The 16397-nt window shown below is 62.8% G+C and carries 13 protein-coding genes; 2 read left to right on the top strand and 11 right to left on the bottom strand.

All coding sequences use genetic code 11. The features are described 5' to 3' along the window. Positions 1-37: 37 nt before the first annotated feature. The 3 genes from preA to hydA form a co-directional block, all read right to left on the bottom strand. Positions 38-1312 (bottom strand): NAD-dependent dihydropyrimidine dehydrogenase subunit PreA, encoded by a 1275-nt coding sequence (gene preA / locus AC07XZ_RS24080; protein WP_102687762.1) that lies wholly within the window; start codon positions 1310-1312, stop codon positions 38-40. Beyond that, positions 1313-2680 carry an NAD(P)-dependent oxidoreductase gene (locus tag AC07XZ_RS24075; protein ID WP_102687761.1) on the bottom strand — a complete coding sequence of 456 codons (1368 nt, stop codon included), beginning with the start codon at positions 2678-2680 and terminating at the stop codon, positions 1313-1315. It lies immediately after the preceding gene. 186 nt (positions 2681-2866) lie between these two features. Then, positions 2867-4306 (bottom strand): dihydropyrimidinase, encoded by a 1440-nt coding sequence (gene hydA, locus AC07XZ_RS24070; protein WP_102687760.1) that lies wholly within the window; start codon positions 4304-4306, stop codon positions 2867-2869. A 621-nt stretch (positions 4307-4927) separates the two neighbouring features. Here hydA and AC07XZ_RS24065 point away from each other — a divergent pair. Together AC07XZ_RS24065 and AC07XZ_RS24060 are read left to right on the top strand one after the other, a co-directional pair. Beyond that, complete coding sequence (locus tag AC07XZ_RS24065; RefSeq protein WP_007952877.1) at positions 4928-6412, top strand: NCS1 family nucleobase:cation symporter-1; 1485 nt, start codon at positions 4928-4930, stop codon at positions 6410-6412. Positions 6413-6442: 30 nt separating this feature from the next. Continuing rightward, entirely contained in the window at positions 6443-7726 is a 1284-nt protein-coding gene (locus AC07XZ_RS24060) for a Zn-dependent hydrolase (protein ID WP_085746081.1), read from the top strand. A gap of 103 nt (positions 7727-7829) precedes the next feature. Here the strand turns inward: AC07XZ_RS24060 and AC07XZ_RS24055 are convergent, their stop codons facing one another. The 8 genes from AC07XZ_RS24055 to AC07XZ_RS24020 form a co-directional block, all read right to left on the bottom strand. Beyond that, on the bottom strand, positions 7830-8039 hold the full coding sequence (locus AC07XZ_RS24055; RefSeq protein ID WP_102687759.1) for a hypothetical protein: 210 nt from the start codon (positions 8037-8039) through the stop codon (positions 7830-7832). Positions 8040-8189: 150 nt separating this feature from the next. Continuing rightward, positions 8190-9578 (bottom strand): amidohydrolase family protein, encoded by a 1389-nt coding sequence (locus tag AC07XZ_RS24050; RefSeq protein WP_102687758.1) that lies wholly within the window; start codon positions 9576-9578, stop codon positions 8190-8192. Between the two features lie 12 nt (positions 9579-9590). Then, a complete protein-coding gene (locus tag AC07XZ_RS24045; protein ID WP_007952866.1) occupies positions 9591-10946 on the bottom strand; it encodes a nucleobase:cation symporter-2 family protein in 1356 nt (451 codons plus the stop codon). 91 nt (positions 10947-11037) lie between these two features. Then, a complete protein-coding gene (locus AC07XZ_RS24040; RefSeq protein ID WP_102687757.1) occupies positions 11038-12087 on the bottom strand; it encodes a CobW family GTP-binding protein in 1050 nt (349 codons plus the stop codon). After that, the gene (locus AC07XZ_RS24035) at positions 12084-12707 is read right to left on the bottom strand and encodes a UbiX family flavin prenyltransferase (RefSeq protein ID WP_102687831.1); all 624 of its coding nucleotides are present in this window, start codon (positions 12705-12707) and stop codon (positions 12084-12086) included. Before AC07XZ_RS24035 ends, AC07XZ_RS24040 begins: the two co-directional genes overlap by 4 nt. Before the next feature lie 11 nt (positions 12708-12718). Then, positions 12719-14104: a UbiD family decarboxylase gene (locus AC07XZ_RS24030; RefSeq protein ID WP_102687756.1), complete on the bottom strand. Its 1386-nt coding sequence runs from the start codon at positions 14102-14104 to the stop codon at positions 12719-12721. 146 nt (positions 14105-14250) lie between these two features. Continuing rightward, positions 14251-15156, bottom strand: a complete 906-nt coding sequence (locus AC07XZ_RS24025; RefSeq protein WP_007952854.1) for an amidohydrolase family protein — start codon at positions 15154-15156, stop codon at positions 14251-14253. 4 nt (positions 15157-15160) lie between these two features. Then, a complete protein-coding gene (locus tag AC07XZ_RS24020) occupies positions 15161-16090 on the bottom strand; it encodes an amidohydrolase family protein (protein WP_007952852.1) in 930 nt (309 codons plus the stop codon). Positions 16091-16397: the final 307 nt, after the last annotated feature.

The following is a 16397-nucleotide window of genomic DNA, read 5'->3' as shown; positions in this document are numbered from 1 at the left end:
GGGTTAGGGTGAGGGGACTTCTGGATCAGCAGGCAATCTAGACAGCAACGTGATACGGATTCCTCGGATCATGATTCCAGTCCAGAAACGGCTTGCCCGTCTCCATCGGCACCATCTCGATGCAATCCGCCACCGGGCAAGTGATCTGGCACAGATTGCACCCCACACACTCATCATCGATCACTTCATATTGATGCGTGCCATCGGCCTGTTTCAGGCTGCTGATCGCCTGGTGTGAAGTGTCCTCGCAGGCAATGTGGCAACGCCCGCAACCAATGCACGCCTCCTGGTCGATCTTCGCAATCACCTGATAATTGATGTCCAGGTACTTCCAGTCCGTGGTATTGCCCACCGCGCGCCCGGAAAACTCGGCAATGCTGGCGTAACCCTGGCTGTCCATCCACCGCGACAGGCCATCCTTCATCTCATCGACAATCCGGAAACCATGCAGCATCGCCGCCGTGCATACCTGCACCGCGCCGCTGCCCAGTGCGATGAACTCCGCCGCATCACGCCAGCTGCCAATACCGCCGATGCCGCAGATCGGCAGGCCCTGGGTCTGCGGATCACGGGCGATTTCCGCGACCATGTTCAGCGCGATCGGCTTCACTGCCGAGCCGCAATAACCGCCGTGGGTACTTTTGCTGCCGACGGTGGGCAGGGCGACCATGTGTTCGAGGTCGACGCTGGTGATCGAGTTGATGGTGTTGATCAGCGACACTGCATCGGCGCCGCCCCGATGCGCGGCGCGGGCGGCGACGCGGATGTCGGTGATGTTCGGTGTGAGTTTGACGATCACCGGCAGCGAGCAATAGGTCTTGCACCAGCGCGTAACCTGCTCGACGTACTCCGGCACCTGACCGACCGCCGCGCCCATGCCGCGCTCGGGCATGCCGTGGGGGCAGCCGAAGTTCAGCTCGATGCCGTCAGCGCCGGTGGCTTCCACCAGTGGCAGGATGTGTTTCCACGACTCTTCGACGCACGGCACCATCAGCGACACGATCAGCGCGCGATCCGGCCAGTCCTTCTTCACCTGGGTGATTTCCCGCAGGTTGATTTCCAGCGAACGGTCGGTGATCAGTTCGATGTTGTTGATGCCCAGCACTTCGCGGTTGGCGCCGTAGTGCGCCGAATAACGCGACGACACGTTGACCGCCGCCGGGTCTTCACCCAGGGTTTTCCAGACCACGCCGCCCCAGCCGGCCTCGAAGGCGCGCACCACGTTGTAGGCCTTGTCGGTCGGCGGCGCGGAGGCCAGCCAGAACGGATTGGGGGCTTTGATACCGGCGAAGACAATCGAGAGATCGGCCATTTACGCAGCCTCCACATTAAGCATCAGTTGAGCGTTGATCGCCTCGGCGGCGCGCTTGCCGTGTTGCACCGCTTGCACGGTCAGGTCCTGATCGAGGCTGGTGCAGTCGCCGCCTGCGTACACACCGGGGATACTGGTGCGCAGGTTTTCATCGACCTGGATGCGTTCGCCCTGACGCTTGAGTTCGCGGGCCAGCGGGTCGGCGAGGGCGCTGCCGTCGAAGGCCTGGCCGATGGCTTTGAAGATCGCATCGGCGGCCAGTTCGAACGTCTCGCCAGTGGTTTGCAGACGACCTTCCACCAGATGGGTGCGGGCGAAACGCATGCCGCGCACCTTGCCTTGAGCGTCGAGCAGCACTTCGTCCGGTTGCGCCCAGGTCAGCAGCCGCACCTGATTGGCCTTGGCGATGTCCTGTTCATGGCCGGTGGCGCCCATGTCCGCCGCGCCACGGCGATAGACCAGGTTGACGTCGCGGGCGCCGAGGCGTGCCATTTGCACGGCCATGTCGATGGCGGTGTTGCCAGCGCCGAGGACGATGCAGTGTTCGGCCAGCGGCAGTTGCGACAGGTCATCGGCCTGGCGCAGTTCGCGGATGTAGTCAGTGGCGGCGAGCAGGCCGGGGGCGTCTTCGTGGGGCAGGCCGAGTTGCTTGCTGGCGTTCAGGCCGAGGCCGAGGAACACCGCGTCGAATTGTTGGTGCAGTTCGCTGAGAGTCAGATTCTCACCGAGTTTCTGGCCGTGACGGATTTCGATGCCGCCGATTTGCAGGAGGAAATCCAACTCCTTCTGTGCATAGTCGTCGACCAGTTTGTACTTGGCGATCCCGTATTCGTTGAGCCCGCCAGCCTTTTCCCGTGCCTCGAAAATCACCACGTCGTGACCGTGCATGGCGCTGCGATGCGCGCAGGACAAACCCGCCGGACCGGCACCGACCACGGCGATGCGTTTACCGGTGGCGGCGGCGCGCTGGAACGGGTGCTCGGTAAAGTGAGCGTTGTCCACGGCATAGCGTTGCAGCAGGCCGATCAGCACCGGCGCGCATTCGTGGGCGTTGTTGCGCACGCAGGCTTGCTGGCAGAGGATCTCGGTCGGACAGACCCGCGCGCAGCTGCCGCCGAGGATGTTTGCCGAAAGGATTTTCTGCGCGGCGCCTGGCACGTTGTCCTGATGGATATTGCGGATGAACGACGGAATGTCGATCTCACTCGGGCACGCATTCACGCACGGCGCGTCGTAGCAGTACAGGCAGCGTGAGGCTTCCAGATGCGCCTGACGGTCGTTGAGCGGTGGCGCCAGATCGGTGAAATGGCCGGCGAGGGCGGCCGCACTTTCGTGCGGGTGCGGGAGATGGTTCAGGGTCTCGATCACGGTTTTTTGCCTCACGGTTATTTGAGGTTTTCTGCCTCTGTCGGGCAGTGGTTTTTTGTGTTGTGTTTGATAGTTCCCACGCTCCGCGTGGGAATGCAGCCCGTGACGCTCCGCGTCACTGGACGCAGAGCGTCCCTTGAGGCATTCCCACGCAGAGCGTGGGAACGATCATCGGCAATCAGGGAATCAGCGCTTGACGGCCACAGGCCTGTGCAACTCAGCCCGTTTGCTCAGCAAATCAAACACCGCCGGATACGCCGGCCGTTCGATATACCGCCCGGCCCCACGCTCGGCGCGCAGGTCGCCGTCGGCCCAGACCACCCGGCCCTGGCTGACGGTATGGCTCGGCACACCGGTCACGGTCTTGCCTTCGAAGATGTTGAAGTCCACCTGCTGATGGTGGGTCTTGGCGGAGATGGTGCGGGTGCCTTGCGGATCCCACAGCACCAGGTCGGCATCGGCGCCGACGCGGATCGCGCCTTTGCGCGGGTAGAGGTTGAAGATCTTCGCAGTGTTGGTGGAGGTGAGGGCGACGAAGTCCTGCATCGACAACCGCCCCGAGTTCACCCCTTCATCCCACAACACCGCCATGCGGTCTTCGATGCCGGCGGTGCCGTTGGGGATCTTGCTGAAGTCGTCACGGCCGGCGGCTTTCTGCTCGGCGCAGAAGCAGCAATGGTCGGTGGCGGTGGTGTGCAGATTGCCGCTCTGCAAACCATGCCACAGCGCGTCCTGATGCCCGCGCGGGCGGAACGGCGGGCTCATCACGTAACCGGCGGCGGTCTGCCAGTCCGGGTGCTGATAGACGCTGTCGTCCAGCAGCAGATGCCCGGCCAACACTTCGCCGTAGACCGGTTGGCCCTTGCTGCGGGCGTAGGTGATTTCGTCGAGGGCCTCTTTGGTCGAAACATGCACCAGGTACAGCGGTGTGCCGATGGTTTCAGCGATGCGGATCGCCCGGCTCGCGGCTTCGCCTTCGACCTGCGAGGGCCGCGACAGCGGATGTGCTTCCGGCCCTGTGATGCCTTGGGCCATCAACTTGCGTTGCAGGTGATAGACCAGCTCGCCGTTTTCCGCGTGCACGGTCGGCACGGCGCCGAGTTCCAGGCAGCGCTCGAAGCTCGCCACCAGCGTGTCGTCGGCGGCCATGATCGCGTTCTTGTAGGCCATGAAATGCTTGAAGCTGTTGATCCCGTGATGGCTGACCAGCTCGGCCATTTCCTCCCGCACCTGCTCGCTCCACCAAGTGATCGCGACGTGGAAGCCGTAGTCGGAAGCGGATTTTTCTGCCCAGCCACGCCACTGGTGAAAGGCTTCGAGTAGCGACTGCTGCGGATTGGGAATCACGAAATCGATGATCGAAGTAGTGCCACCGGCCAGGCCAGCCGCGGTGCCGCTGTAGAAATCTTCGCTGGCCACGGTGCCCATGAACGGGAGTTGCATGTGGGTGTGCGGATCGATGCCGCCGGGCATCAAATATTGGCCGGTGCCGTCGAGCACTTCGGCGCCGGCGGGAATATCCAGGTTTTCACCAATGGCTTTGATCACGCCGTCAGCGCAATAGACATCGGCGCGATAACTTTCATCATGGGTAACAACGGTGGCGCCACGGATCAACAGAGACATTCCGAGTTCCTCGCAGGCATGACCGACTTGTGCCGGTTCTAGTGTTTTATTGTTCGCAGCGCCAAATGCGTAATCTTGTCAGCGCTGTCAGGAATAGACGCTAGTCGCAGTTCTGCAATTGATCAAGATTATTTTTTATAAGCTTATTACTGTTTTAAATCGTTGATAAATAACGATAAAAATACAAAATCACCAAAATGGTGAGGCGCTTCACCATTTTGACGCACTTGACAGGTTGGAAATATGAGCAAGATTTCCTATGTGAAATCAGCCGCTTGAAGTTGAGCTGCGGGTGACGCGTTCTGAAGAAAAATAATGCAGTGCACCAGATTGAGTCCTGACAGTTCGGACAACTTGCCTGGCATTTAGCCTGAGTGTTCAGTCAAGTTTTCGCGGCCTCACAAGGTGAATAATTAAAACTGATAAACATCAGTCGGTTACAAAAAAATAGAAGCACGGCCCGATGCGAAAGCGGGGCACCCGGCACGTTTATTGATGCCGCCGCTGACACCATGGCCGGTGCATGAAAGTTGTCAGTTCCTCCGGCCATCGTCCGGCTCGCACCTGCGTGTGCAGCCGCCTGATGAGCAAAAAAATAATCAGAAGAACAGTGGAGCGGCCATGCAACAGAACAGATCGCAAGTGACCGAGCGCGACGGCTTGTTCGAACTCGAAGCCGGCAGCGACGTCCTCGACAGTCCCCGTTACAACCACGACATGGCACCGACCAAGGTGCGCGAACGAACCTGGAACAAATGGCACATCACCGCGCTGTGGGTCGGCATGTCGATCTGCGTGCCGACCTACACCCTCGGCGGCGTCCTCACCGCGTATTTCGGCCTTAGCGTCGGCGAGGCCTTGCTGGCGATTCTGTTTGCCAACGTCATCGTCTTGATTCCCCTCACGCTCAACGCGTTTCCCGGCACCAAGTACGGGATTCCGTTTCCCGTGCTGCTGCGCTCGTCGTTCGGGATTCTCGGCTCCAACGTGCCGTGCCTGATCCGCGCGCTGGTGGCGTGCGGCTGGTTCGGCATCCAGACCATGTTTGGCGGGCTGGCAATTCACCTGTTTCTCGGCTCGGTGTTCGAGGGCTGGAAATCCCTTGGCGGGACGGGGGAGGTGATCGGTTTCATGGTCTTCTGGGCGCTGAACCTGTGGGTGGTGATCCGTGGCGCCGAGTCGATCAAATGGCTGGAAACCCTGTCGGCACCGCTGCTGGTGGCGGTCGGCATCGGGTTGCTGGTGTGGGCCATGCCGAATGTTTCGATGACTGAACTGCTGGCGATTCCGCCGAAGCGTCCCGAGGGCGCGAGTGTGGTCAGTTACTTCGCCGCCGGGCTGACGGCGATGGTCGGTTTCTGGGCCACCCTGTCGTTGAACATTCCCGACTTCAGCCGTTATGCCCGCAGCCAGAAGGATCAGATCCTCGGGCAGATTTTCGGCCTGCCGCTGACCATGTTCCTGTTCGCCGCACTGGGCGTGGTGATGACCGCCGCCTCGGTGAAACTGGTGGGCGTCAGCGTCTCCGATCCGGTGACTTTGATCGGCCACATCCAGAGCCCGGTATGGGTCGCGGTGGCCATGGCGCTGATCATCATCGCCACGCTGTCGACCAACACCGCCGCCAACATCGTTTCGCCAACCAACGACTTCCAGAACATCGCGCCCAAGGTGATCAACCGCACCAAAGCGGTGATTCTCACCGGGTTCGTCGGGCTGGCGCTGATGGGCCATGAGCTGCTGAAAAAGCTTGGGCTGATCGTCTCCGATGTCAGCCTGGAAACCGTGTATTCGAACTGGCTGCTGGGCTATTCCAGCCTGCTCGGGCCGATCGCCGGGATCATGGTGGTGGACTATTTCCTGATCAAGAAACAGCAACTGGACCTGGCCGGCCTGTACCGCGACGACGTGTACCCGGCGTGGAACTGGGCCGGGTTCATCGCCTTCGGCGTGCCGGTGGTGCTGACCTTGCTGTCGCTGGGCAGCAGCGCGTTCAGCTGGTTCTACAGCTACGGCTGGTTCACCGGCTCGGCGCTGGGCGGGTTGATCTATTACGGGTTGTGCGCGATGCGTGCGACGCCGGTGGCCGTCAAATCGCCATTGTAATTCCCATAAGAACTGCCTGAGGAGATCCCCATGAACGCAGCCGTAGACGTTCTGCAATCGACCCATCAGCATATCAACCGCGACCGCTTGTGGGCGTCGCTCATGGAGCTCGCCAAGCTCGGCGCCACGGTCAAGGGCGGGGTCTGTCGCCTCGCGCTGACCGACCTCGATCGCCAGGCCCGCGACCTGTTCGTGCAGTGGTGCAAGGACGCCGGTTGCAGCGTCACGGTCGATGAAGTCGGCAACATCTTCGCCCGTCGTCCCGGCCGTAATCCGAACCTGCCGCCGGTGATGACCGGCAGCCACATCGACACCCAGCCCACCGGCGGCAAGTTCGACGGCTGCTTCGGCGTGCTGGCCGGGGTCGAGGTGCTGCGCACCCTCAACGACCTCGGCGTGGAAACCGAGGCACCGCTGGAAGTGGTGGTCTGGACCAACGAGGAAGGCTCGCGCTTCGCCCCGTGCATGATGGGCTCCGGCGTGTTCGCGGAGAAGTTCACCCTCGAAGAGACCCTGGCCAAGGTCGATGCCGACGGCGTTACGGTCGGCGAAGCGCTGAACGCCATCGGCTACGCCGGGCAGCGCAAGGTCAGCGGGCACAAGGTCGGCGCCTATTTCGAAGCACATATCGAGCAAGGCCCGATCCTTGAGGACGAACAGAAAACCATCGGTGTTGTGCTCGGCGCACTGGGGCAGAAGTGGTTCGACCTGAAACTGCGCGGCGTCGAAGCCCACGCCGGTCCGACCCCGATGCACCTGCGCAAGGATGCTCTGGTCGGCGCCTCGGTGATCGTCGGCGCGGTCAATCGCGCGGCGCTCGGGCACCAACCCCACGCCTGCGGCACCGTCGGTTGCCTGCAAGCCTATCCGGGTTCGCGCAACGTCATTCCCGGTGAGGTGCGCATGACCCTCGACTTCCGCCACCTGGAACCGGCACGCCTCGACTCGATGATCGCCGAGGTCAAGCAAGTCATCGAAGCCACCTGCGAAGAACACGGCCTGACCTATGAATTGACCCCGACCGCTGACTTCCCGCCGCTGTACTTCGAAAAAGGCTGCGTCGAAGCCGTGCGCGGCGCCGCCAAAGGTCTGGGCCTGTCGCACATGGACATCGTCAGCGGCGCCGGCCACGACGCGATTTTCCTCGCCGAACTGGGTCCGGCCGGGATGATCTTCGTACCGTGCGAAGGCGGCATCAGCCACAACGAAATCGAAAACGCCGCGCCGGACGATCTGGCGGCCGGCTGTGCAGTGTTGCTTCGCGCGATGCTGGCAGCTTCGGCGGCGGTGGCCGGGGGGCAACGCGCGGCGTGAACACGGACAGAGCTGGATGGGTCGGCAAAACATTCTATTGCCAGGCAAAGCTTTACCTGTGGGAGCGAGCTTGCTCCCACAGTTTTTGCACGTTGGCTTGCGACTACCCAGGTCTTTCGTTGGTGTTCGCCGAACCTTTGCGACGGTCACTGCCGTTCGGGTTGCCAACGTCCAGCAATCGCCTTTCCACCAGCACATTCTCGAGCGCCTGGCGTTCGGCCGGCGCCATCTGGTGCTCGCGCTTTTTCAGCTCCAGCAGGATGGGGCTGGACCAGGTGCGATAGGTCTGTTCGATGAGGCGGCGGGATGTCATCAGTCTCTCCTTGATCAAGAGCCCGGTGTAACCGGCAGGGGCTCAATCCGATGAGGTACTAACGTTAGTCGACAAAAGCGCAGGGCGCTAATGCCGCCGGCGGGAGCCGACGAGGCGAATCGTCGCACCGTCGCTCCCACCGGTCATCCATCAATCGTCGACCTTCATCATCGCCTGCACACCCTCCCAGGCCTCGGCCCGCATCCGTTCGATATCCAGCCCCGGAATCACCCCGTTGTCGACGACGATCCGCCCACCCACCAGGCTGTATTTCACGGCAATCGGCTCACCCGCGACGACCGGTGCGACGGCGCTGTCGTGGAAACCGTAGAAGCGTGGGTGGTCGAGACTGTAGATCACCAGATCCGCTGCCTGGCCGACTTCCAGCGTACCGACCGCGCCGAGGCCGAGCACTTGCGCGCCGCCGGCTGTGCCCCAGTGAATGACGTCTTCGGCGGTGGTGGCGGAGGCGCCTTGTTCGGCGCGGTGGATCAGCCAGGCGGTGTTGGCTTCGCCGACCATGCTTCCGGATTCGTTGGAGGCCACGCCGTCGACGCCGAGGGAGATCGGCACGCCGGCCTCATACATCTGCGGGATCGGTGCGACGCCGCTGCCCAGCCGGGCGTTGCTCACCGGGCAGTGGGAGACGCCGGTGCCGGTCTGGGCGAGCATGCGGATTTCCCCCGGTTGCAGGTGCACGGCGTGGGCGAACCAGACGTCCGGGCCGAGCCATTCGTGTTCGGCGACGAATTCCACCGGCAGGCAGTTGTACTTGTCGCGGCAGAAGTTCACGTAGTTTTCGGTTTCAGACAGGTGCGTGTGCAGGCGCAATCCCATGCCTCGGGCGGTGTGCGCCAGTTCGCGCAACAACGTTGGCGGTAGCGAGAAGGTCGGCGTGGTTGGCGCCACCACCACCCGGCGCAGAGCATCCGGGGTGTCCTGGTGGTAGCGCGATTTCAGCCGTTCGATATCGCCGACCATTTGCCCCAGGGATTCCGGTTGCAGCGCGGTTTTCGAGAAGCCTGGGTGTGCGCTCGCCGACTCCAGCGCACCGCCACGGCAGAGCACAAAACGCAGGCCGAATTCCTCGGCTAGGTCGAACAGCAAGTCGCCGGTCTCGGTGCTGCCGTGGGCGTGGTAGAGGTAATGGTGATCGGCGCAGGTGGTGACGCCGGACAGCAGCAGTTCGACCATCCCCAGCCGTGCGGCGATCCGCGCCAGTTGCGGGGTGAAGCGGTTCAGGCGCGGATAGGGCACGCTGGCCAGCCAGCCTTGCAGGTCCTGATTCAAACCTTCGGGCACGGCTTTGAGCAGGTTCTGGAACAGGTGATGGTGGGTGTTGATCCAGCCCGGGTAGACCACCGAATTTCGCGCGTCGATCACTCGCTCACCGGGTTGCGGCTCAAGGTTGGCGGACATTTCCGCGATCCGGCCGTTGACCACGCGGATGTCCACCGCGCCGGCCCGGGCACGGGGGCCGCGCAGGCCGGTCATCACCGCGACCGGGTGCTTGATCAGGATGTTTTGAAGTTGAGTCATGGGCAGCTCCAGTCAGAGGATGTGCGAGGCGGATTTGCCGGGTGTGGTTTCTGGCACGCTGACGCCGTTGAGCGCCGCGTTGAGCAGCACCGACACCAGGCAGGCGATGACCACGCTGCTGTGCAGGAACGGCTGTGACCACTCGGGCAGTTGTTTGAACAGGGTCGGGGCGAGCACCGGCACCAGGGCGGCGGCGATGGTGAAACCGACGATCAGCACGTTGTAGCGATTGCGTTCGTAATCGACCTTGGCCAGGGTCTGGATGCCCGCCGCCGCGACCACGCCGAACATCGCGATGCCGGCACCGCCCAGCGCGGCGGTCGGCATCGAGGCGATGATCGCCCCGGCTTTCGGCACCAGCGCAATCGAGCACATCAGCAGACCGCTGATCGCCACCACCCAGCGGCTGCGCACGCCGGTCAGGATCACCAGACCGACGTTCTCCATGAAGGCAATGAACGGAAACGCGGCGAACATCCCGGCGATGGTGCTGGCCAGGCCATTGGCGCGCAGGCCGTTGATCACCTGTTTGTCTTCCACCGGTTTGTCGACAATGTCTCCAATGGCCACGAACAGCCCCATGGATTCGACCATCTGCACGATCATCACCACCACCATGGTGGCGATGGGGATCAGACTGAAGGTCGGCAAGCCGAAGTAGAACGGATAGGGCACGGTCAGCCACGGCGCGTCCTCGACGCTGTGAAAGTTGCCCATGCCCAGACCGTAAGCCAGACCGGCGCCCACCAGCATCCCCACCAGCACCGCCATGTTGCGCAGCAACGGGCTGCCATAACGGTTGACCAGCAGGATGGTCAGCAACACCACCACGGCCACGGCGAGAAACGCCGGCGCGCCGAAGTTGCTCGCGTTGCGCCCGCCGCCGACCCATTCATAGGCAATCGGGAACAGCTGCAGACCGATCACCGTGACGATGCAGCCAGTTACCACCGGCGGGAAAAACCGTCGCAAGCGGCCCACGAACGGCGCGATCAACATGGTGAAAATCCCCGCACCGATCACCGCCCCGCAGACCCCGGCGAACCCCACCTCCGGGTTGCTGCCGATGGCGATCACCGGCCCGACGCTGCTGAACGCCACGCCTTGCAGAATCGGCAGGCGTACGCCGAACTTCCAGAAACCGACGGTCTGCAACAGGGTGGCGATGCCGGAGCAGAACAGCGTGGTGCTGATCAGCACCACCGTGTCGGCGTGGGACATCTTCAAGGCACTGGCAACAATCAACGGCACGGCGATGGCGCCGATGTACGAGACGGCCATGTGCTGCAGGCCGAGGGTGAGCATCTGTCGCACCGGCAGGACGCGGTCGACAGGGTGGACGGTGGAGGAGGAACTGGCTGACGACATGGGGAATCACCTCTAGCTGTTGTTATTCGGTACAGAGGGGTATTCGTTCTGTGTGCCCGGAACCGCCATCCACCGGCTCCGATGCCGGGTTTCAGCCGGCCAGGCAGGCGGCGAAGCCCTGGTTCAGCGCCGCCCGATCCAGGTCGCGGCCGATGAACACGATCTTGCTCGAGCGCGGCTCGCTGCCCCACGCCGTCGAGGCGCGGAACTCCACCAGGCTGTGCACGCCTTGCAGCACGTAGCGCTGGTCTTCGTTGGCCACCGCCAGCACGCCTTTCATGCGGTACAGGTTGTCGGCCTGGGAACTGCGCAACTCGCTGATCCAGCGGTGGAACGCCATCAGGTTGACGGCGCCGTCCACGGCGATGCCCACCGAGGACACGCTTGGGTCGTGCTCGTGATCGGGTTCTTCAGCGTGATGGTCATGCTCGTGGTGATCGTGATCGTGCTGATCCGCGCCGATTTCCATCAGCTTCTGCGTGCATTCGAAGGCGCCGATGCCGAGGATCTTCGACAAGTCGATCTGTGCGTGGGTCGAGGTCACCAGATCCGCCGTGGCGTTCAATCCGCGGATCTTGCCGCGCAGGGTTTCCACCTCTTCGGAACTGACCAGATCAACCTTGTTGATGACGATGCGGTCGGCGCAGACGATCTGATCCACCGCCTGATTGTCGACGCCGTCCAGTTGCAAGTCTTCCAGGTGCTGGGCGATGTGTTTGGCATCGACCATGGTCACGATGGCGTCGAGTTCGACTTCCTCGGCGATCGGGTCGTTGATGAAGAAGCTCTGGGCCACCGGGTACGGGTCGGCCAGGCCGCTGGTCTCGATCAGGATATGGTCGAGCCGCACCGGACGCGCCACCAGTTCGCGGACGATCCGCACCAGATCTTCGCGGACTTCGGCGGTGCAGCAGACGCAGCCGTTGACCATTTCGTAGATCTCTTCGGTCTCGGAACTGAGCACCAGATCGCCGTCGATGCCGACTTCGCCGAACTCGTTTTCGATCACCGCGATCTTGCGGCCGTGGTTCTCCTTGAGGATGTAATTGAGCAGGGTGGTTTTGCCGGCACCGAGGAATCCGGTGAGGATGGTGACCGGGATTTTGGTGTTCGGGGTCGGGGCGTTGAAGGGGGTGTTCATGTGAGGCTCCTTGGTAGTGATAGACCGGTGCACGATGAAGGGGAGTGAGGCTGGATTTGGCTGGGGGCCGGGGTTTCACCCCAGCGCAACGCGGTGCCGGCATCGAGGCCGAACAGGTCGAGGACGCGGCCGAGGCTGTGGTCGACCATTTGCGCCAGGCTGTCTGGGCGGGCGTAGAAGGCCGGTACCGGCGGGGCGATGATGCCGCCCATCTCGGTGACGGCGGTCATGTTGCGCAGGTGGGCGAGGGTCAGTGGCGTCTCGCGAGCCATCAGCACCAGGGTGCGGCGCTCCTTGAGGGTGACGTCGGCGGCGCGGCCGATCAGCCCCGATGAGGTGCCGGTGGCGATCTCCGCCAGCGTCCTCATTGAACACGGCGCGACCACCATGCCCAGGCAGCGGAACGAACCGCTGGCGATCCCGGCGGCCACGTCGTCGGCGCGGTGGTAATGGCTGGCGAGGGCGGTGACGTCGGCCAGTTTGTAGTCGGTTTCGTGGGCCATGGTCAGCAGCGCGGCGCGGCTGATGATCAAGTGGCTTTCGATGTTCAGCTCGGCCAGCAACTCCAGCAGGCGCACGCCGTAGATAAACCCGGACGCGCCGCTGATGCCGACCACCATCCGCTGGCGGTTCACGATGGCAGACCTTCAAGCAGTTGCCGCGCGCGTTCGAGCACGTCCTGATCGAGCTGCGCCTTGACCCCGTCGAACCCCGAGCCACGCGTGGCATCCAGCCCCATGCGCGAGGTGGTGCCATTGACCGAGGACGACGGATCCAGGGGGCTGCCGGGCAAACCGTCGATGGTGAAAATGTCGAGGTGCGGCTGGAAATGCGTGGCCAGCGCCCACAACACCTGGCTGTCGTCGGTGAGGTCGATATCGCTGTCCACCGCGATCACGGTTTTCAGGTACGGATCCCAGCCGAGCAGGGCCAGCATGATCTGCCGGGCCTCGCCGTCGCGGCTCTGGTCCAGCGCCACGTAGCAATGAAAATGCGTACCGGAGTTCGGGTAATGCACGGCGGTGACGGCGGGGAAACGTGCCTTGAGCTTCTCGCTCATTTCCGCTTCGCGAGGCAGCCGCGCCAGGGTCAGGTGCTCGGCGTAACGTCCGCCCATCACGTCCACCAGCCAAGCGTCCTTGCGCCGCAACAAGGTGTCGACGCGCAGCACGTTGTTGGTCGAGCGATCCGAGGAATAACCGCTGAATTCGCCGAACGGGCCTTCTTCGGCATAGGCCGTCGGGTCTATCGTGCCTTCGAGTACGAACTCGGCGTAAGCCGGCACGCCGATGCCGTAGCGCGGGGTCTTGACCAGTTCCAGCGGCGCACCGAACAGCCCGCCGGCCACCGCGCGTTCATCGCTGCCATAGGGCAGCCGTGCAGCAGCGGCGAGCATGAACAGCGGATGCGCGCCGACGACCATGGCCACGCGCAGTTCTTCGCCGCGTTCGCGGGCGGTCTGCAGCATCCGCCACAGATGCCCGCGTGAATGCAGGCTGGTAGCCAGGGCCTGACGGGCGTGACGCATCGAGCGGTGGTAGCTCATGTTGGCGATGCCGGTCTGCGGGTCCTCGGCGATGATGATCGCGTTGGTAATGTACGGGCCGCGATCACTGTCGAAATGCTTGAGCATCGGCAGTAGCGCCAGGTCCAGGGTTTCGCCTTCGAAGACTTCATCGATTATCGGGCCGGTTTCGACGTAGCGCGGCGCGATCGGCTGGTTGGCGCGGGTCTGGAAGGTTTCGTGCAACTGCGCGGCACTGACGCCGAACAGCCGGGCGATGCGCCGACGGGAGGCGAACAGATTGGTCGCCACCGGCACACCGAGGTTGCCGACGTTTTCGCAGATCAGCAGCGGATCGCGGCCCTGAGCGGCGAGGGCATCGACCAGGGCGGTGACGTCCTGATCGGCAGAAAGGGGTTGGGTGATGGTCAGCACATCGTCCGGGTACTGGCGGCGATAGGCGTCGATGAATACGTGAAAATCCTGAGAGTCGCCGAGCGTCGAACGGGTCATGGTTTCACCTCGTAAAAAGCAGGCGCGCAGGGGTGAGGCTGGCGTTCGATCGACAAGCCGTTGGCCTGCCGGTCGAGCGAACGCCGGATCATCTTCGCGCCTGTAAAGTCGCTGTGTGGCTGGGTTGAAGCCGGGTCAGACCCTGTTTAGAGGTAGGTCGTGGTCAGGCGAATGTCCGCTTCGGCCAGATCCTTGGGCGGCGGGGTCGGTTCGATCCCGCACAACCGGGCGATGTTGTTGCCCAGGTAATCCTCAAGGTGATCCTCGTCGATCCCCAGGCCCTGCGGCGCCGGCGAGCACAACACTTCCAGCTCGCGCAGCCACATGCCCGGTTCGTTCGGCGGCGAGTCGGTGCCGAACACGATCTTGTTGCGCGGCAGCTCCTTGGCGAACTCGACGATCCGCGACTGGAAGCACCAGCCGGATTCGCAGTACACGTTCGGCGTGTCCATCGCCATCCAGAACGCTTCGAACGAGTAGTTGCCGCCGGTCTGGATGCCGAAGTGACCGATGATGAAATTGACCATCGGGAACTCGCGGATGATCGGGTAGAACATCGTCGGAATGGTGTACGGGCCGTCACCGGTGTGGATCAGCACCACGATGTTGTACTTGGCGCAGACCTTCATCGCCGGACGCAGCCAGTCGAGTGCGCGATCCGGGCGATAGCCGTGCATGTTGGCGTGCAGCTTGAGCATCTTGAAGCCGTATTCCTTGATATGGAATTCCAGCTCTGCCGCACCGTTTTCCGGTCCCCAGCGCGGGTTGAAGTTGAAGTTGCCGATGAACCGGTCCGGGTACTTCACGCACAGTTCGGCGACGTACGACATGTAGTCGCGCACGCCCTCGCGGCCACGGCGGTTGCCGTCGCGATAACCGGTGTTGCCCGGTGGCGGCTGGATGAATCCCATGTCGATCCGGCGCGGCTTGCCGTTGATCATGTACGGGCCGTCCATCAGCTTGAGCATGCGCTCGCCGGTGAACGGTTCGCCGGTGTGGCGCCAGGCCTCGTCGACCAGATTGGTGGGGTGCAGATGGGTGTCGATGATCATCGGTTCAGCTCCTGGCCAGTTGGGTGGTGACGGGGCGCTTGAGTTGCGCCTCTGCTTCGGAAACGGAACGCGGCGGCGGGGACGGCTCGAGGCCGATCATCCGTGCGGTGTTGTTGCCCAGGTAGTCTTCGAGGGTGTCTTCGTCGAGGTTAAGGCCCTGCGGCGGCTCGTGGCAGAGCACTTCGAGCAGGCGCAGCCACATGCCCGGTTCGTTCGGCGGGGTGTCGGTGCCGAACAGGATCTTGTGGGTCGGCAGGACCTTGGCGAACTCGACGATCCGCGATTGCAGGCACCAGCCGGACTCGCAATAGACGTTGGGCAGCTCCATCGCCCACTGCATCGGTTCGAACACGTAGACGCCGCCGGTCTGCACGCCGAAGTGGGCCATGATGAAATCGACGTTGGGGAACTCCTTGATCATCGGCACCCATTCCGACGGGATGCTGTAAGGCCCGTCGCCGGTGTGCAGCTTGACCGGGATGCCCAGCTCGGCACATTTCTCGAAGGCCGGACGCACCCAGTCCAGCGCGCGGTCAGGACGGTAGGCGTGCATGTTGGCCTGCATCTGCACCATCTTGAAACCGTGTTCTTTCACGTAACGCTCGATCGCCTCGACGCCGTTTTCCACGCCGCAGCGCGGGTTGTAGACGAAGCAGCCGATGAAGCGGTCCGGGTAGGTCTGGACCATTTTCAGGGTGTAGGCCATGTAGGCGTCGATGGATTCGCGGCCCGACAGCTCGCCGTCGGTCCAGGTGTAGATGGTGTTGCCCTGCGGCGGCTGGATGAAGGCTTTGTCGATGCGGCGAGGCTTGCCGTTGACCATGTACGGGCCATCCATCATCTCCAGCAGACGCTCGCCGGTGAACGGGTCACCGTCATGCCTCCAGGCGAGGTCCACGAGATCCGTGGGATAGCAGCTGATATCGATGATCATTGAAGTCGATCTCCTGATAGCGGGGAAGGGAGCCTTGTGGCTCACAGCATCCACGTCCCGGGCAATCGACCGTTTCTATGCGCAGCACTCGCGCATTCCCTCGCCTGTTCGCATCCGGCCCGGGTGGGTGGTTGCTTGAGGCGAGTATTGGAAGGCGGGGGAGGGTTCGTACAATATTAATTGGGTGGGGTGGTGATACTTCTGGGATATAGGGGAAGATCAAAAGCCTGCCCTCACTGTAGAGACCGGTACATCCTTTACACATTAGACCGGGGACATCGTTTACACCTTTTACAGGCTTGATACG

Source organism: Pseudomonas sp. GW458-11-26-14-LB4, from assembly GCF_059423925.1.
Note: the sequence above shows the minus strand (reverse complement) of the source record. Positions and strands in the feature narration are given on the sequence as shown.